Below are 20,668 nucleotides of genomic sequence, written 5' to 3' on the forward strand. Positions count from 1 at the left end.
GTCAGACCGCCGGAATGACCGCCGACACCCGGAAACCCCCGGCATCCGTCGGCCCCGACACGAACACCCCACCCAGCCCCAGCACCCGCTCACGCATCCCCACCAGACCGTTCCCACCCGACGGCAGACCCGCCGACGCCGCCGACGCCGGCTCCGGCGGCGGCTCGTTCTCCACCTGCATCGCGATCTCCGCCACCCGGTGCGCCAACCGCACATGCGTCTTCGCACCCGCCGCATGCTTGTGCACGTTCGTCAGCGCCTCCTGCACCACCCGGAACGCCGTCTGCTCGATCACCGCCGCGTACGACCGCGCATCCCCCTCGACGGACAGGTCCACCACCATCCCCGCCGCCGCCGACTGCCCCACCAGCACCTCCAGCTCCGACAGCCACGGCCCCTCCTCCTCCGCCGCCACCCGCGAAGCCGCCGCAGCGGCCGCCACCCCCACCGCCGCCAACGGCACCGAAACCGACGCCGAGGCCGAAGCGGCAGCCGCAGCCGAACGCCGCTGAGCCGCCTCCCCCGAACGCAACACCCCCAACATCTCCCGCAACTCCGTCAACGCCTGGCGCCCCATGTCCCCCACCAGCGCCGCGTTCTTCACCGCCTTCTCCGGGTCCTTCCGCGCCACCGCCTGCAACGCCGCCGCATGCACCACCATCAGACTCACCCGATGCGCGACCACGTCATGCATCTCCCGCGCGATCCGCGTCCGTTCCTCACCCCGCGCCCACTCCGCACGCTCCTCCGCGCGCTCCGCGAGCAACTGGAGCTCCCGCTCCAGGCTGTCCGCCCGCTCCCGCAGGCTCTCCATCAGCCGCCGCCGCGCACCCACGTACAGGCCCAGCAACACCGGAGGCGCGGTCAACCCCAGCGAGGTCGCCAGCGCCGCGAACGGGACGAACCAGTCCCCCATCGTCAGATCCCCGCGCGCCATGCTCTGCCGCACCCGCACGAACGTCACGATCAACGTCCCCAGAAACGTCATCCCCGACAACGCCACGATGATCCGACGCGGCAGCTCCGCCGCGGCCAGCGTGTACAGGCCGACGATGCCCATCAGGAAACCCATCTGGGCCGGCGTGATCGCGATCGCGACCAGCACCACGGCTATCGGCCACTTCCGGCGCAGCACCAGCACGGAACCGGCCAGCAGACCGAACACGATCCCCGCCGGCACCGGGATCCCCGCGTCCCGCGCGAACGGCATCCCCTCCGCGGCGCACTCCAGCGCCGACACCAGCGCGACCCCCACGTCCAGCACCGCACTACGCCACCGCGACCACCACCACGGCCCGGTCAAGGCCGTCGCGTGGTCTGCCCCCGTCGTGGTCATGGCTCCAGCCTACGGGCGCGAGGGTGGGCTTTTCCGGCGAGTTTCGTCTACTCGCTTACACCACACTCCGTAACCGAACAACACCGAAACCCACTGGAATGACGACCTGCGGGCCAGGGCTCGGGAGCTGCGGCTGCAGGGCTGGACGTACGACCGGATCGAGGCGGAGCTGGGGTGTTCGAGGAGCTCGGTTTCACTGTGGGTCCGGGATCTGCCGCGCCCCGAGCCCCGGTACACACCGGAAGAAAGAGCAAACCGTACGACCGACGAGAGCGGGCAATCTTCGTCAACAGCGACCCGGGGGTGATCCGCGTCTACCTCGCCTGGCTCGACCTCCTGGAGGTGGACCGCGAGCGGCGGGGCTTCAGGCTGCTCATCCACGAATCAGCCGACACCGAGGCGGCGCACCGGTTCTGGGCAGGTATCGCAGACGTCGACCCGTCGGTCTTCGCCAAGCCGACGCTGAAGAAGCACAACCCGAAGACCGTCCGCAAGAACACTGGCGACGACTACCACGGTTGCCTCGTCATCGGTGTGGCCCGCAGCGCCCACTTGGACAACCGGATCGAGGGCTGGTGGAACGGAATCGTGGCTCAGGCCGAGGCACGTCTCCGGTAAGGTCTGGAGCGCTGTCCCCCGTGGTGTAACTGGCAGCACACTGGTTTTTGGTACCAGCAGGACAAGGTTCGAATCCTTGCGGGGGAGCCACAGCACACAAGGCCTCGGTTCGGGCCCTGACAGCACCGTCAGTGCCCGCTCTCATGTCCCCCGCGAAACGCCCCGGTATCCTGCGGATGTCACCCCCACCCATCCCAAAAAGCCGAAGGGCAACTCCGTGAGCGCCATTCGCCCGGCAGCCGTCGTCGTTCTCGCAGCGGGTGAGGGCACCCGTATGAAGTCGGCCACACCCAAGGTCCTGCACGAGATCTGTGGCCGTTCCCTGGTGGGCCATGTGCTCGCCGCCTCCCGCGAGTTGGACCCCGAGAACCTGGTCGTCGTCGTCGGGCACGCCCGTGAGCAGGTCGGCGCGCATCTCGGGGCGGTCGACCCCGCTGTCCGTACGGCAGTGCAGGAGCGGCAGAACGGCACCGGGCACGCCGTGCGGATGGCGTTGGAGGAGCTGGGCGGCGCGGTCGACGGGACCGTGGTGGTCGTCTGCGGGGACACCCCGCTGCTGACCGGTGCGACCCTCACCCGGCTCGCCGAGACCCATCACGCCGACGGCAACGCCGTGACCGTACTGACCGCGGAGGTCCCGGACGCGACGGGTTACGGCCGGATCGTGCGCGACGGCGCGTCCGGTGCGGTGACGGGCATCGTCGAGCACAAGGACGCCTCCGAGTCGCAGCGGGCGATCCGGGAGATCAACTCGGGTGTGTTCGCGTTCGACGGGCAGTTGCTCGCGGATGCGCTGGGGAAGGTGCGGACGGACAACAGTCAGGGCGAGGAGTACCTGACGGACGTGTTGGGGATCCTGCGTGAGGCCGGGCACCGGGTCGGTGCGTCGGTGGCCGGCGATCACCGGGAGATCGCGGGGATCAACAACCGGGTGCAGTTGGCGGAGGCTCGTCGGATTCTCAACGACCGGTTGCTGGAGCGGGCGATGCTGGCCGGTGTGACGGTGGTGGACCCGGCGACCACGTGGGTCGATGTGACGGTCACCTTCGAGCGGGATGCCGTGGTCCATCCGGGGACGCAGCTGCAGGGCTCCACGCATCTCGGTGAGGGTGCCGAGGTCGGGCCGAACAGCCGGCTGAAGGACACGCGGGTCGGCGCGGGGGCCCGGGTGGACAACACGGTGGCCGATTCCGCTCATGTCGGTCCGAACGCGACTGTGGGACCGTATGCCTATCTGCGGGCGGGGACGCGGTTGGGGGCGAAGGGCAAGATCGGCACGTATGTGGAGACCAAGAACGCCTCCATCGGGGAGGGGACCAAGGTTCCGCATCTCTCCTATGTCGGTGACGCGACGATCGGTGAGTACACGAACATCGGTGCGGCGAGTGTGTTCGTGAACTACGACGGTGAGAACAAGCACCACACCACGGTCGGGTCGCACTGCAAGACAGGTTCGGACAACATGTTTGTGGCGCCTGTCACGGTGGGGGACGGTGCGTACACCGCTGCCGGGTCTGTGATCACGAAGGATGTGCCACCCGGTTCGCTGGCCGTGGCCCGCGGTCAGCAGCGGAATATCGAGGGTTGGGTGGCCCGGAAGCGTCCGGGGAGTGCGGCGGCGAAGGCTGCCGAGGCGGCTTCCCGGCGGGGCGTGAGCGAGGACTGACCGGAAACAGGTGCGCCGAAGACGTCGTACCGTGATAAGTGCACACCCGCACCTAACCAGCTGTTTCGGCCTCCCGCGTCACGGCGCGGAGGTCGCTGGACATCCAGCTGTACGGCTGAGACACCTCTGAGGAGACAGTGCTGTGACCGGGATCAAGACGACCGGCGAGAAGAAGCTGATGTTCTTCTCCGGCCGCGCCCACCCCGAGCTTGCCGAGGAGGTCGCCCACGAGCTGGGTGTCGGGGTCGTCCCGACGAAGGCCTTCGACTTCGCGAACGGTGAGATCTACGTCCGTTACCATGAGTCGGCGCGTGGTGCCGACTGCTTCGTGATCCAGAGCCACACGGCTCCGATCAATCAGTGGATCATGGAGCAGTTGATCATGATCGACGCGCTGAAGCGCGCGTCGGCGCGTTCCATCACGGTGATTGTGCCGTTCTACGGTTACGCGCGGCAGGACAAGAAGCACCGGGGTCGTGAACCGATTTCGGCGCGGCTGGTCGCCGATCTGATGAAGACGGCGGGTGCGGACCGGATTCTGACCATGGATCTGCACACGGACCAGATCCAGGGGTTCTTCGACGGTCCGGTGGATCATCTGTTCGCTCTTCCGATGCTCGCGGACTACGTGGGGCGGAAGGTGGACCGGAACAAGCTGACGGTGGTGTCTCCGGACGCCGGCCGGGTGCGGGTCGCGGACCGCTGGTGCGACCGGCTCGGTGCGCCGCTGGCCATCGTGCACAAGCGCCGGGACAAGGATGTGGCGAACCAGGTGACCGTCCACGAGGTCGTGGGCGAGGTCAGGGGCCGGGTGTGTGTCCTGGTCGACGACATGATCGACACGGGCGGCACGATCTGTGCGGCGGCGGACGCGCTGTTCGCGCACGGTGCCGAGGACGTGATCGTGACGGCGACGCACGGTGTGCTGTCGGGTCCGGCTGCGGACCGGTTGAAGAACTCGCGGGTGAGTGAGTTCGTGCTGACGAACACGCTGCCGACGCCGGGTGAGCTGAGCCGGGATCTGGACAAGATCACGGTGCTGTCGGTCGCGCCGACGATCGCGAGTGCGGTGCGTGAGGTGTTCGAGGACGGTTCGGTGACGAGCCTCTTCGACGAGCAGTGAGCGGCGCGGTGTAAGGACCTTGCAGTGAGGTTTCTGCACAGCAACTGAAGATCCTTTTGGTACGGCCTCCCCCTCCGAGTAGACTGCTCGAGTTGCTCGGCGAGGGAGGCCGTACCTGTTCCGTACAGGTGTCGGTGCTCCGTTATCGACGCGCTCTTCGTAGCAGGCCGTTCGTGGCCGGGTGACCACGTCCGTATCTACCTCTACGAGGAGTGATCACCATGTCCGAGGTGAAGATCGCCGCGCAGTCGCGCACCGAGTTCGGCAAGGGTGCCGCGCGCCGTATCCGTCGCGACAGCAAGGTCCCCGGTGTCCTGTACGGCCACGGTTCGGACCCGATCCACCTGACCCTCCCGGGTCATGAGCTGCTGCTCGCGCTGCGTACGCCGAACGTCCTGATCTCCCTGGACATCGACGGCAAGTCCAACGAGCTGGCGATCCCGAAGTCCGTGCAGCGCGACCCGATCAAGGGCTTCCTGGAGCACGTCGACCTCCAGCTGGTCAAGCGCGGCGAGAAGGTCACGGTCGAGATCCCGGTGCACACCGAGGGCGAGCTGGCCCCGGGCGGCAACCTGCTGGAGCACGTGCTGAACGCGCTTCCGGTCGAGGCCGAGGCCACCCACATCCCGGAGTCCGTCACGGTCTCCGTCGAGGGCCTGGAGGCCGGCGCCTCCATCCTCGCCAAGGACATCCCCCTGCCGTCCGGCACGACCCTGGCCGTCGAGGACGACGCGGTCGTCCTGCAGGTCCTGGCCGCGCAGGCCGAGGAGGCCGCGGAGGGTGAAGAGGGCGAGGCGGCCGGGGAAGTCGCCGAGGCCTGATCCTCACCTTCGTTTCATCGTCCGTCAGCCGCTGCTTCCTCCCGGGAGCGGCGGCTGGCGCGTATCAAGGAGACATGGACGTGACCACCCCCGCAGGCGCCTCCCCTGCCAACGCTCCCTGGCTGATCGTCGGCCTCGGCAACCCCGGACCGGAGTACGCGATGAACCGGCACAACGTCGGTTTCATGGTCGCGGACCTGCTCGCCGGGCGGATCGGGGGGAAGTTCAAGCGGGCCGGCAAGGCGCAGGCGCAGGTCGTGGAGGGTCGGATCGGGGCGCCGGGGCCGGCGAGCCGGCGGGTGATCCTGGCGAAGCCGATGTCGTTCATGAACCTGTCCGGCGGCCCGGTGAACGCGCTGCGCGACTTCTACAAGGTGCCGGTGGCGAACATCGTCGCGGTCCACGACGAACTGGACATCGACTACGGCATCCTCCGTCTCAAGCTCGGCGGTGGCGACAACGGCCACAACGGACTGAAGTCGATGACGAAGGCCATGGGCGCCGACTACCACCGGGTGCGGTTCGGGATCGGGCGTCCTCCGGGTCGTATGCAGGTCGCGGACTTCGTGCTGAAGGACTTCTCCCCGGCCGAGCGCAAGGAGCTGGACTACCTGGTGGACCGGGCGGCCGACGCCGTGGAGGCGTTGGTCACCGAGGGGCTGGAGCGGGCGCAAAGCTCGTACAACTCCTGACTTGTCCCCTACCGCAGTTGACCGGCCGTAGGGACATGGCCAATGATCCCGGCCATGCCTGCTGCCTCGGTTCCCTCCTCCCGTACGCCTCCGGTCGCCGCCCTGCGGTTCGGCCGGGTCGTGTCGATGGGCGCGGTCGCCGTGCTGATCCTGGTCGGCGGGGTGTGGGGCTCCTGGGGCACGGCCCAGGACGTGATGCTGACGAAGGGCAAGGAGCGGGGCACGATCGAGGTGACCGCGTGCGGTGCGGACACCTGCACGGGCCCGTTCACCCCGGTGTCGTCCGGCGCGTCGGCGCGCTCCCGTGCGGTCATCGGCAAGTCGGTCGCGGTGCGCAGGGGGCAGACGTACGACGTGATCGTGAAGCCCGGTACCGAAAGCGTGGTCCGGTCGGGCCCCGCCGGGGTCCTGCTGGCCTGGGTGCCGCTGGGCGGCGCGCTGCTGCTGGCGTCGGTGGTGGTGGCCGGGGGGCTGCGGCTGACCCGGGTGGCGTGGGTGCTGGGCGGTTCGGGGATCGCGCTGCTGACGGCCGCCTTCTTCGCGTTGCAGTGAGCAGAGACGGCTGTGCCCCCGGTGTATGACGCCGGGGGCACAGCCCTGTGCGGTGGTGGTGGTCAGCCGGTGTTGCGCAGGCCGGCCGCCACGCCGTTGACCGTGAGGAGCAGGGCGCGGGCGAGGAGCGGGTCGGGTTCGGCGCCCGCGGCGGCCGCTTCGCGCTGGCGCTTGAGGAGGGCGACCTGGAGGTAGGAGATCGGGTCCAGGTAGGCGTCGCGGATGCCGAAGGTCTGCCTGAGCACCGGGGTGGCGTCCAGCAGTTCGCTCTCGCCGGTGATCTTCAGGACCTCGGCGACGGTCAGCTCGTGTTCGGCGCGGATGGTGTCGAAGACGTGCTTGAGTTCGTCGGGGACGAGGGTGTCGACGTAGTGCTGGGCGATCCGCAGGTCGGTCTTGGCGAGGGTCATCTCGACGTTGGAGATGAAGTTGCGGAAGAAGTGCCACTGCTGGTGCATCTCGTCGAGCACGGTGTCCAGACCGGCCTCGCGCAGGGCCTTCAGTCCGGAGCCGACGCCGAACCAGCCGGGGACGATCTGCCGGGACTGGGTCCAGCCGAACACCCAGGGGATGGCCCGCAGGCCGTCCAGACCGGCGCCGGAGTCGGGGCGCCGGGAGGGCCGGGAGCCCAGGTGCAGGTCCGCGAGCTGGTCCACGGGTGTCGAGGCGAAGAAGTAGGCGGGCAGGTCCGGGTCCTCGACCAGGCGCCGGTAGGCCAGGTGGGCGGCGTCCGAGACCACGTCCATCGCCGCGTCCCAGCGGGCCAGGGCCTCCCCCGACTGGCGGGGGGCGGTGTGCAGGGCGGAGGCCTGGAGGGTCGCCGCGACCGTCAGCTCCAGGTTCTCCCGGGCCAGGGACGGGATGAGGTACTTGTCGGAGATGACCTCGCCCTGTTCGGTGACCTTGATCTCGCCCTCCAGGGTGCCCCAGGGCTGGGCGAGGATCGCGTCGTGGGAGGGCCCGCCGCCGCGTCCGACGGTGCCGCCGCGGCCGTGGAAGAGGCGAAGGCGTACGCCGTAGCGGTGGGCGACGTCGCGCAGCCGGCGCTGGGCACGGTGGATCTCCCACTGGCTGGTGGTGATGCCGCCGAACTTGGAGGAGTCGGAGTAGCCGAGCATGACCTCCTGGACGTCTCCGCGCAGCGCGACCAGGCGCCGGTAGGAGGGGTCGGAGAGCATGTCCTCCAGGATGGTGTCGGCGGCCTTGAGCTCGTCGGTGGTCTCCAGGAGCGGCACGATGCCGATCTTGGCCCAGCCGGCGTGCAGGTCCATCAGGCCGGCCTCGCGGGCGAGGACGGCGGCGGCGAAGACGTCGTCGGCGCCCTGGCACATGGAGATGATGTACGACTCGACGACCTCGGGCCCGAAGACCGCCAGGGCCTTCTTCACGGTCTGGAAGACACCGAGGGTCTTCTCCCCGGCCGCGTCCACCGGCGCCGGGGTGGGAGCCAGCGGCCTGCGGGAGCGGAGTTCCTTGGCGAGGAGCTTGGCGCGGTACTCGCGGGGCATGTCGGCGTAGCGCCAGGACTCCTCGCCGAGGCGGTCGAAGAGCTGGCCGAGAGCGTGGTGGTGGGCGTCGGCGTGTTCTCGGACGTCCATGGTGGCGAGCTGTAGGCCGAACGCGGCGAGGGTGCGGATCGTGCGGGCCAGCCGGCCGTCGGCGAACAGGCCGCCGCGGTGCTCGCGCAGGGAGGCCTGGACCAGCCGGAGGTCGGCGAGGAGTTCGGCGGTGCCGAGGTAGTCACGGCCCGGCTGGTGCGGGGTGCCGGTGGCGAGGCGGTGCTTGGTGTTGACCAGCTTCTGCCGGATGCAGGTGGCCTTGAGCCGGTAGGGCTCCTCGGCGTTGAGGCGCTTGTAGCGGGGGCTGATCTCCGGGAGCAGCTCCAGATCGGCGCGGAGTGACTCCAGCAGCTCTTCCGTCGCACCCGTGTAGCGGATGGAGTTGGAGAGGAAGCCGCGGAGTTCGTCGATCATCTCCAGGGCGTCGTTGATGCCGTGTTCGTGCTGGAGGATGAGGACGTCCCAGGTCACCTGGGGGGTGACGTTGGGGTTGCCGTCGCGGTCGCCGCCGATCCAGGTGCCGAAGGTCAGCGGGCGGGTGTCGTCGGGGAGCTTCACCCCGACCCGCTCCAGCTCCGCGGTCAGGTCCTCCAGGACGTCGCCGACCGCGCCGGCGTGCAGTTCGTCCAGGTAGTAGATGGCGTTGCGGGCCTCGTCGGCGGGCTCGGGGCGTACGACGCGCAGCTCGTCGGTCTGCCAGACCAGGTCGATGTTCTCGGCGAGGCGGATGTCGGTGCGGCGGCGGTCCGACTCGATGACCGGGGTGTCCAGGAGCGCCGCGATGCGCCGGAGCTTGTTCAGGACCGAGCGGCGGGCGGCCTCGGTGGGGTGGGCCGTGAACACCGGGCGGACGTTGAGGTTCTGGACGGTCTGGCGCAGGTGGTCGGGGTCGGCGTCCTTGAGCCGGTCGGCGGTGCGGGCGAGGAGGCCTCCCTCGGCGGCGCGGCGGGCGCGCAGTTCGCGGCCGCGGTGGACCTGCTCGGTGACGTTGGCGAGGTGGAAGTAGGTGGAGAAGGCGCGGACCAGCTTGGCGGCGGTCTCCAGCTCCGTACCGCGCAGCAGTTCGGCGGCGGCCTCGCCGTCCTCGCGGGTGAGACGGCGGACCCTCTCGACGAGTTCCAGCAGCTCGGGGCCCTCCTGCCGGACAAGGGTCTCGCCGAGAAGGTCACCCAGCCGGCGGATGTCGGCGCGCAGCTCACTGCTGGTCGTGGTGGTCTGGTCGTCGGCACTGCTCACAGGTGCGGCTCCTTGCAGTGTTGAAGCTCGTCTGAAGGGAACCCGTCTGTCGGCCGGGCGGCAGGCGGGGCCTGTCCGCATACGGGCCGGACATCCGGGAAGGAAACAGAGCGGACCGCGCTGTCCGACCGACTCCAAGGATAGGTGTCCATGAGGACGCGCAGGCTTTCGGGCTCTTGCTGTGAGACGCCTCGCTGCCATACTTACGTCGCCGTAGGTTACGGAACCGTAGGGAAGAATCATTGTCGTCCCGTTCGGTCGCCGCGGATCGGCACCTGTCTCAACCCTCGACCCCCCAGGGGACGCGTATGACCTCGTCTAGTTCCGATGTGATCGAAGAGGCCCACAAGTCGGCCGACGCTCCGATTCCGTCCGCCACGCTGGGCGGCGAGAAGAAGGGTTCGATCGAGCAGATCGCCCTCCTGCTGTTCATCGTGGTGCCGTTCCTCGCGCTGCTGGCGGCGGTGCCGCTGGCCTGGGGATGGGGCGTGAGCTGGCTCGATCTGGGCCTGATGGTGTTCTTCTACTACCTGGGCTGTCACGGCGTGACGATCGGTTTCCACCGTTACTTCACCCACGGCTCGTTCAAGGCGAAGCGGCCGCTCAGGATCGCGCTGGCGGTCGCGGGGTCGATGGCGGTGGAGGGGCCCCTGGTGCGCTGGGTCGCCGACCATCGCAAGCACCACAAGTTCTCCGACGCGGAGGGCGACCCGCACTCGCCGTGGCGGTTCGGCGAGACCATGCCGGCGCTGATGAAGGGCCTGTGGTGGGCGCACATCGGCTGGCTGTTCGACGAGGAGCAGACCCCGCAGGAGAAGTACGCGCCCGACCTGATCAAGGACCCGGCGATCCGGGCGGTCTCCCGCCTGTTCGTCTACTGGACGGTGTTGTCGCTGGCGCTGCCGCCGCTGATCGGTGGTCTGGTGACCATGTCCTGGTGGGGCGCGTTCACCGCGTTCTTCTGGGGTTCACTCGTGCGGGTAGCGCTGCTGCACCATGTGACCTGGTCGATCAACTCGATCTGCCACGCGGTGGGCAAGCGGCCGTTCAGGTCGCGGGACAAGTCGGGCAACGTGTGGTGGCTGGCGATCCTGTCCTGCGGCGAGTCCTGGCACAACCTGCACCATGCCGACCCCACCTCGGCGCGGCACGGTGTGGAGCGCGGCCAGCTGGACTCGTCGGCGCGGATCATCCGCTGGTGCGAGCAGCTGGGCTGGGCGTACGACGTGCGGTGGCCGTCACGCTCGCGTATCGATTCGCGCCGTAACACCGGGGAAGGCGGCTCCCGGCGAGGGACGGAGCCCGTCGAGACGGCATGATTGACGCCGTGGCGACCGACTCCAGCACCCCCAGTCCCGAAAAGCCGCGGCGGGCCCGTCGCACCCGGATGACCGGTGCGGAGCGCCGCCAGCAGCTGTTGGAGATCGGTCGCACCCTCTTCGCGGCGAAGGGCTTCGAGGGCACCTCGGTGGAGGAGATCGCGGCGAAGGCCGGGGTCTCCAAGCCGGTGGTGTACGAGCACTTCGGCGGCAAGGAGGGGCTGTACGCGGTGGTGGTCGACCGTGAGATGCGCCGGTTGCTGGACATGGTGACCAGCTCCCTCACGGCCGGCCATCCGCGTGAGCTGTGCGAGCAGGCCGCGTTCGCCCTGCTCGACTACATCGAGGAGAGCACGGACGGGTTCCGGATCCTGGTCCGGGACTCCCCCATCCCGCAGTCGACGGGTTCGTTCGCGTCCCTCATCTCGGACATCGCCACCCAGGTGGAGGACATCCTGGGCCGCGAGTTCAAGTCGCGCGGCTTCGACCCCAAGCTGGCGCCGCTGTACGCGCAGGCGCTGGTGGGCATGGTCGCGCTGACCGGCCAGTGGTGGCTAGACGTGCGCCGCCCGAAGAAGGCGGAGGTCGCCGCCCACCTGGTCAATCTGGCCTGGCACGGCCTGGACGGCCTGGAGCAGAAGCCGCGGCTGATCGGGCACCGGAGGGCGTGAGACCGCCGTTCCGTGCTCGAAGGTGTCCTCAGTGCTTGATGGCGTCCTTGGTGCTTCTTGAAGATGCCCTTTAGTGCTTGAAGATGTCCTTCATCTTCTCCTTGGCCTGGCGGGCGTCGCCCTTCGACTCTTCGAGGCGTCCTTCCGCCTCCATCGGCACGTCGCGCACCGCGCGCCCGCCGACCTCCTTGGCCTTGCCCTTGATCTGTTCCTTCTTCGCCTTGGCCTTCTGCTCTCGTGCCACCGTCGATCACTCCTGACGGGTCGGTAGTCGGCTGTCTCCCCACCGGGTAACCGTGACCGGGCCGGGGCAAACGGCGGCTCAGCGCACCGGTTCCAGGAACTCCAGTCGGTTGCCGACGGGGTCCTCGCAGTAGAAGCGGCGGTGGCCGGGGAGGTCCTCGTCCCAGACGACGGGCGTACCGTGCGCGGTGAGCCGGGCCGCGTACGCGTCGATGCCGGTCACCCGGAGGCCGGGGTGGGCCTGCCTGGCGGGCCGGAAAGCCTGCTCGATCCCCACGTGCAGATGGATCTCGCCGGCCCGGAACCAGCAGCCGCCCCGCGCCGCGAGCACGGGCGGTTTGGGGACTTCCGTCATGCCGAGGGTGTCCACGTAGAACGTCCGCAGCCGGTCCTCGAACCCGGCCGGGGCGGCGAGCTGGACGTGGTCGAGGGCGGTGAGCATCAGGCTTCCTCCTTGTGGGCGACGGCGAAGAGGCGCCGGAACGGGAACGGGGTGCCGTGCGGTCCTGCCGGGTAGGCCTCGCGCAGTGCGGCCCGGTACTCGGCGAGGAAGGCGTCGCGGGCCTGGGGATCGTCGGCGAGGGCGGTGAGGACGGGGCGCAGCCCGGTGCCCTTCACCCAGTCGAGGACCGGGTCCTCGCCGGTCAGCAGGTGGATGTAAGTCGTCTCCCAGACGTCGGCGGCGCAGCCGAGCGCGGTCAGCCGCTCCAGGTAGGCCTCGGGGGTGAGGACGGCGTCGTCGTGGCGGAGGGCCCCGGCGAGGCGGTCCTGCCAGCGGGGGGACTCGGCGAGGGCGCGCATCAGCCGGTGGCTGGGGGCGGTGAAGTTGCCGGGGACCTGGAAGGCGAAGGTGCCGCCGGGGGCGAGGGCGGCGATCCAGTCGGCGAACCGCTCGGCGTGCCCGGGGACCCACTGGAGCGTGGCATTGCTGACGATCAGGTCGTACGGCCGCTCGGGCGCCCAGGTGCGGACGTCGGCGTGGGAGAAGTCCAGGCGGCCACCGCCGGCCGTGGGGCCCTCGTACTCCACGAGTGCCTTCTCGAGCATCTCGGGCGAGTTGTCGTAGCCGGTGATGTGGGCGGTGGGCCAGCGTTCGGCGAGCAGGGCGGTCATGTTGCCGGGGCCGCAGCCGAGGTCGGCGACTGCCGGGCGGTCGCCGGGGAGGACGGGGATCCGGGCGAGGAGGTCGGTGAAGGGGCGGGCGCGGTGGCCGGCGTGACGGAGGTACTGGGCGGGGTCCCAGGCGGGAGTCGTCATGTACTCCACCTTCCCCGGGCTGATATCTCGATGTCAAGAAGCTCGACATCAAGAGACTTCATGTCGACACAACCACTACACTGATCGTCATGGAGGACGAGGTCGATCGGCTGGTGGCTGCGTGGCGCCGGGAGCGCCCGGACCTCGACGTGGAGCCGCTCGAGGTGCTCAGCCGGGTGAGCCGGCTGGCCCGGCACCTGGACCGGGCACGTCGGCTGGCCTTCGCGGAGCACAGTCTGGAGCCCTGGGAGTTCGACGTGCTGACCGCGCTGCGGCGCGCGGGGACGCCCTACCAGCTCTCCCCCGGGCAGTTGCTGACCCAGACCCTGGTCACCTCGGGGACGATGACCAACCGGATCGACCGACTGGCCAAGAAGGGCCTGGTGGAGCGGTTGCCGGACCCGAGCGACCGGCGGGGCGTGCTGGTGCGGCTGACCGACGAGGGCCAGGACCGCGCGGACCAGGCCCTGGCCGGACTCCTCGACCAGGAACGGGCGATCCTCGCCGAACTCTCCCGCACCCAGCGCGCCGAACTGGCCGGCCTGCTACGCCAGTTGACCGCCCCGTTCGACAACATCCCCGGCTGAGGGGCCTGCCGGGCGGATCCTGCCGGAGACGCGGGGCTTGGCAGCCAGACGCTCCCCACGCTCGAACGTGCTCGCGCGGGGGACCCCCATCGCCCCGCTCACCGGTGTTGATCAGGCACTGCTGCTTTCCTCCGACATGATCCGCCCGGCAGTCCCCAGGTCCGCCGGCCCGACCCCGGCCCGGCGGGCGAGCGCGACGGCGGCCAGGGTGGAGTGGACGCCCAGTTTGCCGAGCACGTTCTGCATATGGGTGCGGACGGTGTGCGGGGACAGGAACAGGCGCTCGGCGACCGCCTTGCGCCCCAGGCCCGCCACCATGCACCGGAGCACTTCCCGTTCCCTCGGCGTGAGGGACTCCACGAGCCGTTCGCTCTCGGTGCGGTGCTTGCGCGCGGCCGTCATCTCCCGCAGGACCCCGGTGAGCAGGGCGGGCGGCAGATGGGTCTCGTCGCGCAGCACCCCCCGGATGACGTTCAGCAGCCGAGACAGCGAGCAGTCCTTGGCGACCCAGCCGCAGGCGCCGGCCTGCAGGGCCAGGGCGGCACGCCGCGGGTCGTCCTTCTCGGCGAGGACGACGACACGGACGCCCGGCTGGGCCGAGCGGACCCCGGCGACCAGGGATATCCCGTCGACCAGACCCTCCTCGTTGCCCTCCTGCACCGGTACGGCCGGGCGGCCGCCGTGCAGTCGGCCTCCCAGGTCGGCGTCGACGAGCAGCACGTCGTAGCGGCGGCCCTCGGCGGCCGCGCGCTCCAGGCAGCGCAGCGCCGCCGGGCCGCTGCCGGCCGCGGACACGTCGACGTCGGGCTCGGCGGCCAGTGCCGCGGCGAGCGACTCGGCGAAGATACGGTGGTCGTCGACGACCAGAACTCGGATGCGAACCACAAAACCCCCTTCCCCTTGCTCTTCATGAGCAGGGGATACCCCAAGGTGCTCAGAACGACGGATCATGCGGGCACGACACCCGTGGGAGGACGGAACCGCACGGCCGCCGCCGTGCCTGGACTGCTACCCCCACCGCGGGTGTCGTACCCGACTTGTCTCGCCCCCTGATCAGCACCGGCCCCCACCGGTACTGCTCCTCAGAGTACGGAAGGGGGGCGGGAGCGGAAGGCAATTTGCAGAACTGGCCGTCCGACGCGTTTATGGTGTGCCGCATGTTTCGTATTGAGGCGGAAGTCGACAAAGAACGGCGGGAACTGCTCCACGCGAGGCTGCGGGACACCAACACCGCGGCCTCCCCGTTCCTCGCGGCCCTGCGCGGCACCCCCGGCGAACGCCAAGTGCCGCTGCACGTCTGGGCGATGGACGAGGGTTCGGGCGAACTGGCGGGCGGCCTGGTGGGGCACACGTGGACGACCTGGCTGCACGTCACCTATCTGTGGGTGGACGCCCGCCATCGCGGCGTGGGCCTGGGCGGCCGGCTGCTGGCCGTGGCGGAACGCATCGCCGGGAAGGACCGCGCCTGCACCGGCGCGCGTGTGGAGACCTGGGACTTCCAGGCGCCCGGTTTCTACCGGAAGCAGGGTTACGAGGTGGTCTGCGTGATCCCCGACTATCCGCCGGGGATCACGGAGTACACCCTCACGAAGCGGCTGGGCTGAGCCTCAGCTCTCCTGGCGGGCGCCCGCCGACGGCACCGCCTCGAACGTCCGTGGCGCCTTGAAACCGGCCGCCGCGAAGGCCTCTTCGACCGCCTTGGTGATCGTGTCGACGTCGGACGCCTCCGCGAGGACGATCGCCGAGCCGCCGAAGCCGCCGCCGGTCATCCGGGCGCCCAGGGCGCCGGTGGCGAGGGCGGTGTCGACGACCAGGTCCAGCTCCGGGCAGGAGATCCGGAAGTCGTCGCGCAGCGAGGCGTGGCCCTCGGTGAGGACCGGGCCGATGGCGCGGGTGTCACCGGCCTTCAGAAGAGCGACGACACGTTCGACGCGGTGGTCCTCGGTGACGACGTGGCGGACCAGGCGTCGTACCTCCTCCTCGTCGCCCAGCCGGTCGAGCGCGGCGTCGAGGTCGTCGTAGGCGATGTCCCGCAGCGCGTCCACGCCCAGCAGGGCCGCGCCCTTCTCGCAGCCGGCGCGGCGCTTGCCGTACTCGCCGCCGCTGTGGGCGTGCTTGACCTGGGTGTCGACGACCAGCAGCCGCATGCCCTCGGCCGCGAGGTCGAAGGGGATCTGCCGCTGTGAGAGGTCGCGGGTGTCCAGGAACAGGGCGTGCCCGGCCTCGCAGCAGGCGGACGCCGTCTGGTCCATGATGCCGGTCGGCGCCCCGACGTAGACGTTCTCCGCGCGCTGGCACAGGCGGGCCAGCTGCCAGCGTGCGAGGCCGAGTCCGTGCAGGTCGTTGAGGGCGAGGGCGATCACCACCTCCAGGGCCGCGGAGGAGGACAGGCCGGCGCCGGTCGGAACCGTGGAGGACAGGTGGACGTCGGCGCCGGTGACCGGGTGGCCGGCCTCGCGCAGCGCCCAGACCACGCCCGCCGGGTACGCCGTCCAGTCGTGGTCGGTGCCGGGTTCCAGGGCGTCGAGGGAGAGCTCGACGACCCCGCCCTCGATGTCCGAGGAGTGCAGGCGCAGCACGCCGTCGGTGCGGCGGGAGACCGCGGCCGTCGTCACGTGCGGCAGTGCGAACGGCATCACGAAGCCGTCGTTGTAGTCGGTGTGCTCACCGATCAGGTTGACCCGGCCCGGCGCCGACCAGACGCCGTCGGGAGCCGTGCCGTACAGCTCCTCGAAGGCGTCTCTGACCTGCTGTGCTGCCCCCACTTACTGCTCCCTTGCGATGTGCTGTGCGAACTCCCAGGCGTCCGCGACGATCCCCGCGAGGTCCGCGCGGGTCGGGTTCCAGCCCAGCTTCTCGCGGGCGGTGGCCGCCGAGGCGACCAGGACGGCCGGGTCGCCGCCCCGGCGCGGGGCCACGACCTCGGGGATCGGGTGGCCGGTGACCTGGCGGACCGTCTCGATGACCTCGCGGACCGAGAAGCCCTCGCCGTTGCCGAGGTTGCAGATCAGGTGCTCGCCGGAGCGTGCGGCGGTCAGGGCCAGCAGGTGGGCGTCGGCCAGGTCGGCGACATGGATGTAGTCGCGGACGCAGGTGCCGTCGGGCGTCGGGTAGTCGTCGCCGAAGACCGAGATGGCCTCGCGGCGGCCCTGGGCGACCTGGAGGACCAGCGGGATCAGGTGCGACTCGGGGTCGTGGCGCTCGCCCTGCGCGCCGTAGGCACCGGCCACGTTGAAGTAGCGCAGGGAGACCGCGCCCAGGCCGTGGGCGGCCGCCTCACCGGTGATCATGTGGTCGACGGCGAGCTTGGTGGCGCCGTACGGGCTGGTGGGCTTCGTCGGGGCGGTCTCGACGATCGGGACCTGCTCCGGCTCGCCGTAGGTGGCCGCCGTGGAGGAGAAGACGAGCTTGCGTACGCCTGCCTCGCGCATCGCGGCGAGCAGCGCCATGGTGCCGCCGACGTTGTTGTCCCAGTACTTCTCGGGCTTCGCCACCGACTCGCCGACCTGGGAGAACGCGGCGAAGTGCAGCACCGCCTCGTAGGAGGCGTCGAGCCACTTCGCGGCGTCGCGGATGTCGCCCTCGACGAACGCCGCGCCCGCCGGGACGGCCTCACGGAAGCCCGTGGAGAGGTTGTCGAGGACGGTGACCTCGTGGCCCGCCTCCAGCAGGTGCTGGGCCACCACACTGCCGACGTAACCCGCCCCGCCCGTCACCAGGTACTTCATCAACTCGCTACCTCTCGCAGTCGCTCGGCCGCGCGCTCCGGCGGCACGTCGTTGATGAACACACTCATGCCGGATTCGGAACCCGCGAGAAACTTCAGCTTGCCGGACGTTCGGCGGATGGTGAAAAGCTCGAGGTGGAGCGCGAAGTCGTCGCGCGTGACACCGTCGAACTCCTCCAGCGTCCCGAACGGCGCCTGGTGCCAGGCGGCGATGTAGGGCGTGGGAGGTTCACCCTCACCGAAGATACGGTCGAAGCGCCTCAAGAGTTCCAGATAAACCTTGGGGAACTCTGAGCGTGCCGCCTCGTCGAGACCCAGCAGGTCGGGGACCCGGCGCTTCGGGTACAGGTGGACCTCATAGGGCCAGTGTGCCGCGTACGGCACGAAGGCGACCCAGTGTTCACCCTCAAGGACGATCCGCTCGTCGGCGAGTTCACGCTCCAGGACGGCGTCGAAGAGGTTCTCTCCGCTGGTCGCTTCCTTGTGAGCCGCGAGTGAACGCAGCATCAGGGCGGTGCGGGGGGTGGTGAAGGGGTAGGCGTAGATCTGGCCGTGCGGGTGACCGAGCGTCACGCCGATCTCCTCGCCGCGGTTCTCGAAGCAGAACACCTGCTGGACGGAGGGGAGATGGGACAGTTCCGAGGTCCGGTCGGTCCACGCGTCGAGGACGAGGCGCGCCTGCTCCTCGGTGAGGCCGGCGAAGGACGCGTCGTGGTCCGAGGTGAAGCAGACCACCTCACAGCGCCCGGAGTCGCCGGCCAGCGAGGGAAAACGATTCTCGAAGACCACCACGTCGTACGACGAGTCCGGGATCTCGCTCAGCCGGTCGCCCTGGGTCGGGCACAGGGGGCACTGGTCGGCCGGCGGATGGTAGGTGCGGCCCTGCCGGTGCGAGGCGACGGCGACCTGGTCGCCGAGCAGCGCGTCACGGCGGATTTCGGAGGAGGTGTGCGTCCGCTCCAGCGGCCGGCGGTCCACCGCGTCGCGCACGGTGTCGTCGCGCAGGTCGTAGTAGATGAGCTCGCGACCGTCGGCCAGCCGGGTCGAGGTCTTCTTCACTGCGGACTCCCGAATATCGAGCGTTGTTCGAGTCAGCCAACCTTCAAACAGAACCGAACACACCAAAACACAACTCACCAGGTCAGTCAACATCGCAATCAATCAAGGTGAGACAACAAAAGTGTTGAATTACTGGATGCAAAACCCCACAAATGCCCCAACATCCCCCACATACCTCGCGGCGGGGCTACGCCTCCCCACCAACGGCCTCGACTACGCGATCCTCGCGATCTACTTCGTGGTCGTCCTGGGCATCGGCATCGCGGCCCGCCGCTCGGTGAAGACGAGCCTCGACTTCTTCCTCTCCGGACGGTCACTGCCCGCCTGGATCACCGGGCTCGCGTTCATCTCGGCGAACCTGGCCGCCACCGAGATCCTCGGCATGGCCGCCAACAGCGCCCAGTACGGCGCGTACACCGTGCACTGGTACTGGATCGGCGCCATCCCGGCCATGGTCTTCCTCGGCCTGGTGATGATGCCCTTCTACTACGGCAGCAAGGTCCGCTCGGTCCCCGAGTTCCTGCTGCTGCGCTTCGACAGAGGCGCACACCTGCTGAGTTCGATCCTGTTCGCCTTCGCCGCCATCCTCATCGCGGGTGTCAACCTGTACGCCCTCGCGATCGTCGTGCAGGCGCTGCTGGGCTGGCCGCAGTGGGTGGCGATCGTGGTGGCGGGCGCGTTCGTGCTGGCGTACATCACGCTCGGCGGCCTCTCATCGGCCATCTACAACGAGGTGCTCCAGTTCTTCGTGATCCTGGCCGCCCTCATCCCGCTGTCCGTGCTGGGCCTGAAGAAGGTCGGCGGCTGGGACGGTCTGGTCAACAAGCTCACCGTCACCCACGGCCACAACTTCACCACCGCCTGGGGCGGCACCGGCATCGGCAGTGCCAACCCGCTCGGCGCGAACTGGCTGACCATCATCCTCGGTCTCGGCTTCGTCCTCTCCTTCGGCTACTGGACGACCAACTTCGCCGAGGTCCAGCGCGCCCTGTCGGCGAAGAACCTCTCCGCCGCCCAGCGCACCCCGCTGATCGCCGCGTACCCGAAGATCTTCATCGTCTTCCTGGTGATGATCCCGGGCCTGGTCGCCGCCGCGCTGGTGCCGAACATCGGCACGTCCGGCTCCGGCCTCCAGTACAACGACGCGATCCCGTACCTGATGTCCCAGCTGCTTCCAAACGGCGTCCTCGGCATCGCGGTCACCGGTCTGCTGGCGGCCTTCATGGCCGGCATGGCGGCCAACGTGTCGTCCTTCAACACCGTCTTCACGACGGACATCTGGGCGAAGTACGTGGTGCGCGGCCGCGAGGACGGCTATTACGTCCGCTTCGGACGTCTCATCACGGCGATCGGCGTCTGCGCGTCCGTCGGTACGGCGTTCCTCGCGTCGTCGTTCTCGAACATCATGAGCTACCTCCAGACGCTGTTCTCCTTCTTCAACGTGCCGATGTTCGTCGTCTTCATCGTCGGCATGTTCTGGAAGCGCGCCTCGGCGAAATCCGGCTTCTGGGGGCTGCTCGCGGGGACGGTGACCGCGATGGTCGACTACTTCGTCCTCTACAAGAAGGACATCATCGGCATCCCCTCCGACCAGGGCGCCAACTTCGTCTCCGCAATCGCCGGCTTCGTCGCCGGCGCGGTGGTGATGGTCATCGTGTCCCTGTTCACCGCGCCCAAGCCGGAGGCGGAGCTCGCGGGCCTGGTCTACGGCACCCGCTCCCCCGGCGTGACCGAGGCGCCCGCGCCCGGCGACGAGGCCTGGTACCGGCGGCCGGCGCTGCTGGGCTGGGGTGCGGTGGTCCTCGCCGCCCTCTGTTACATCCCGTTCTCGTTCTGACCCCGGCCCCGGGAGAATGGAGAGACCATGACCGACAACTCCGGGCAGTCCGGGTTCCACTACTCCGAGCAGGACGTCCACCGGGAAGTCACCGAGCTGGAGAGCAAGTCCACGACCGCCGCGCGCATCTTCGATCTGCGGCGGATCATCGGCGGGTTGTTCGTGCTGTACGGGATCATCGTCACGATCACCGGGATCACGGACTCCGAGGCCGAGATCGACAAGGCGCAGGGGATCAATATCAATCTGTGGACCGGGATCGGGATGTTGTTGCTGGGGGTGTTCTTCTTGGTGTGGTTGTGGCTGCGGCCCACTCCGCCTCCGGTGCCCCCTGTGGAGGAAATTGAAGAGTAGGCACGGGGTGT

20 protein-coding genes, 1 tRNA gene and 1 pseudogene are annotated in these 20,668 nt (G+C 69.3%); 13 read left to right on the forward strand and 9 right to left on the reverse strand.

Going from position 1 to position 20,668, the window contains the following annotated elements; all coding sequences use genetic code 11:
• Position 1: 1 nt before the first annotated feature.
• Entirely contained in the window at positions 2 to 1,336 is a 1,335-nt protein-coding gene (locus tag ACZ7OO_RS18770; protein WP_471505862.1) for a sensor histidine kinase, read from the reverse strand.
• 100 nt (positions 1,337 to 1,436) lie between these two features.
• Here ACZ7OO_RS18770 and ACZ7OO_RS18775 point away from each other — a divergent pair.
• The 7 genes and pseudogenes from ACZ7OO_RS18775 to ACZ7OO_RS18805 form a co-directional block, all read left to right on the forward strand.
• A pseudogene (locus ACZ7OO_RS18775) lies at positions 1,437 to 1,954 on the forward strand (terminase gpP N-terminus-related DNA-binding protein); the annotation flags it as partial.
• Positions 1,955 to 1,968: 14 nt separating this feature from the next.
• Positions 1,969 to 2,044, forward strand: a tRNA-Gln gene (locus ACZ7OO_RS18780).
• A 127-nt stretch (positions 2,045 to 2,171) separates the two neighbouring features.
• Positions 2,172 to 3,620 (forward strand): bifunctional UDP-N-acetylglucosamine diphosphorylase/glucosamine-1-phosphate N-acetyltransferase GlmU, encoded by a 1,449-nt coding sequence (glmU, locus tag ACZ7OO_RS18785; protein ID WP_471505863.1) that lies wholly within the window; start codon positions 2,172 to 2,174, stop codon positions 3,618 to 3,620.
• A 142-nt stretch (positions 3,621 to 3,762) separates the two neighbouring features.
• Positions 3,763 to 4,743, forward strand: coding sequence for a ribose-phosphate diphosphokinase (locus ACZ7OO_RS18790; protein ID WP_471505864.1), 981 nt, complete (start codon positions 3,763 to 3,765; stop codon positions 4,741 to 4,743).
• A 221-nt stretch (positions 4,744 to 4,964) separates the two neighbouring features.
• Positions 4,965 to 5,564, forward strand: coding sequence for a 50S ribosomal protein L25/general stress protein Ctc (locus tag ACZ7OO_RS18795; RefSeq protein ID WP_471505865.1), 600 nt, complete (start codon positions 4,965 to 4,967; stop codon positions 5,562 to 5,564).
• A gap of 74 nt (positions 5,565 to 5,638) precedes the next feature.
• Positions 5,639 to 6,256, forward strand: a complete 618-nt coding sequence (gene pth / locus ACZ7OO_RS18800) for an aminoacyl-tRNA hydrolase (protein WP_471505866.1) — start codon at positions 5,639 to 5,641, stop codon at positions 6,254 to 6,256.
• Positions 6,257 to 6,298: 42 nt separating this feature from the next.
• Positions 6,299 to 6,808: a hypothetical protein gene (locus ACZ7OO_RS18805; protein WP_471505867.1), complete on the forward strand. Its 510-nt coding sequence runs from the start codon at positions 6,299 to 6,301 to the stop codon at positions 6,806 to 6,808.
• Between the two features lie 62 nt (positions 6,809 to 6,870).
• On the opposite strand, the gene ppc is transcribed toward ACZ7OO_RS18805, so the two are convergent.
• Complete coding sequence (gene ppc / locus ACZ7OO_RS18810; protein WP_471505868.1) at positions 6,871 to 9,603, reverse strand: phosphoenolpyruvate carboxylase; 2,733 nt, start codon at positions 9,601 to 9,603, stop codon at positions 6,871 to 6,873.
• Between the two features lie 308 nt (positions 9,604 to 9,911).
• Between ppc and ACZ7OO_RS18815 the strand changes: the two genes are divergently transcribed.
• Both ACZ7OO_RS18815 and ACZ7OO_RS18820 read left to right on the forward strand, forming a co-directional pair.
• Positions 9,912 to 10,922, forward strand: coding sequence for an acyl-CoA desaturase (locus tag ACZ7OO_RS18815; protein WP_471505869.1), 1,011 nt, complete (start codon positions 9,912 to 9,914; stop codon positions 10,920 to 10,922).
• Positions 10,919 to 11,593 (forward strand): TetR family transcriptional regulator, encoded by a 675-nt coding sequence (locus tag ACZ7OO_RS18820; protein ID WP_471505870.1) that lies wholly within the window; start codon positions 10,919 to 10,921, stop codon positions 11,591 to 11,593. Before ACZ7OO_RS18815 ends, ACZ7OO_RS18820 begins: the two co-directional genes overlap by 4 nt.
• A gap of 70 nt (positions 11,594 to 11,663) precedes the next feature.
• Here ACZ7OO_RS18820 and ACZ7OO_RS18825 read toward each other — a convergent pair whose 3' ends face one another.
• The 3 genes from ACZ7OO_RS18825 to ACZ7OO_RS18835 all read right to left on the reverse strand — a co-directional run bounded on the left by ACZ7OO_RS18825 (position 11,664) and on the right by ACZ7OO_RS18835 (position 13,093).
• The gene (locus ACZ7OO_RS18825) at positions 11,664 to 11,837 is read right to left on the reverse strand and encodes a CsbD family protein (protein ID WP_471505871.1); all 174 of its coding nucleotides are present in this window, start codon (positions 11,835 to 11,837) and stop codon (positions 11,664 to 11,666) included.
• Between the two features lie 78 nt (positions 11,838 to 11,915).
• Positions 11,916 to 12,278, reverse strand: a complete 363-nt coding sequence (locus ACZ7OO_RS18830; protein WP_471505872.1) for a VOC family protein — start codon at positions 12,276 to 12,278, stop codon at positions 11,916 to 11,918.
• Positions 12,278 to 13,093: a trans-aconitate 2-methyltransferase gene (locus tag ACZ7OO_RS18835; RefSeq protein WP_471505873.1), complete on the reverse strand. Its 816-nt coding sequence runs from the start codon at positions 13,091 to 13,093 to the stop codon at positions 12,278 to 12,280. Before ACZ7OO_RS18835 ends, ACZ7OO_RS18830 begins: the two co-directional genes overlap by 1 nt.
• A gap of 89 nt (positions 13,094 to 13,182) precedes the next feature.
• On the opposite strand from ACZ7OO_RS18835, the gene tamR reads away from it, so the two are divergent.
• On the forward strand, positions 13,183 to 13,680 hold the full coding sequence (tamR, locus tag ACZ7OO_RS18840) for a MarR family transcriptional regulator TamR (protein WP_471505874.1): 498 nt from the start codon (positions 13,183 to 13,185) through the stop codon (positions 13,678 to 13,680).
• A 111-nt stretch (positions 13,681 to 13,791) separates the two neighbouring features.
• On the opposite strand, the gene ACZ7OO_RS18845 is transcribed toward tamR, so the two are convergent.
• Positions 13,792 to 14,565: a LuxR C-terminal-related transcriptional regulator gene (locus tag ACZ7OO_RS18845; protein ID WP_471505875.1), complete on the reverse strand. Its 774-nt coding sequence runs from the start codon at positions 14,563 to 14,565 to the stop codon at positions 13,792 to 13,794.
• A gap of 260 nt (positions 14,566 to 14,825) precedes the next feature.
• Between ACZ7OO_RS18845 and ACZ7OO_RS18850 the strand changes: the two genes are divergently transcribed.
• Entirely contained in the window at positions 14,826 to 15,284 is a 459-nt protein-coding gene (locus tag ACZ7OO_RS18850) for a GNAT family N-acetyltransferase (protein WP_471505876.1), read from the forward strand.
• A gap of 3 nt (positions 15,285 to 15,287) precedes the next feature.
• Here ACZ7OO_RS18850 and galK read toward each other — a convergent pair whose 3' ends face one another.
• The 3 genes from galK to galT are packed head-to-tail and all read right to left on the reverse strand — an operon-like array spanning position 15,288 to position 18,466.
• Complete coding sequence (galK, locus tag ACZ7OO_RS18855) at positions 15,288 to 16,445, reverse strand: galactokinase (protein ID WP_471505877.1); 1,158 nt, start codon at positions 16,443 to 16,445, stop codon at positions 15,288 to 15,290.
• Positions 16,446 to 17,408 (reverse strand): UDP-glucose 4-epimerase GalE, encoded by a 963-nt coding sequence (gene galE, locus ACZ7OO_RS18860; RefSeq protein WP_471505878.1) that lies wholly within the window; start codon positions 17,406 to 17,408, stop codon positions 16,446 to 16,448. It abuts the gene before it with no gap.
• On the reverse strand, positions 17,408 to 18,466 hold the full coding sequence (gene galT / locus ACZ7OO_RS18865; RefSeq protein WP_471505879.1) for a galactose-1-phosphate uridylyltransferase: 1,059 nt from the start codon (positions 18,464 to 18,466) through the stop codon (positions 17,408 to 17,410). The genes galE and galT overlap by 1 nt, the downstream gene beginning before the upstream one ends.
• A 136-nt stretch (positions 18,467 to 18,602) precedes the next feature.
• On the opposite strand from galT, the gene ACZ7OO_RS18870 reads away from it, so the two are divergent.
• Both ACZ7OO_RS18870 and ACZ7OO_RS18875 read left to right on the forward strand, forming a co-directional pair.
• Positions 18,603 to 20,303: a sodium:solute symporter family protein gene (locus tag ACZ7OO_RS18870; protein ID WP_471505880.1), complete on the forward strand. Its 1,701-nt coding sequence runs from the start codon at positions 18,603 to 18,605 to the stop codon at positions 20,301 to 20,303.
• 27 nt (positions 20,304 to 20,330) lie between these two features.
• Complete coding sequence (locus ACZ7OO_RS18875) at positions 20,331 to 20,657, forward strand: hypothetical protein (protein ID WP_471505881.1); 327 nt, start codon at positions 20,331 to 20,333, stop codon at positions 20,655 to 20,657.
• Positions 20,658 to 20,668: the final 11 nt, after the last annotated feature.

The organism is Streptomyces sp. NPDC111744 (genome assembly GCF_055634995.1).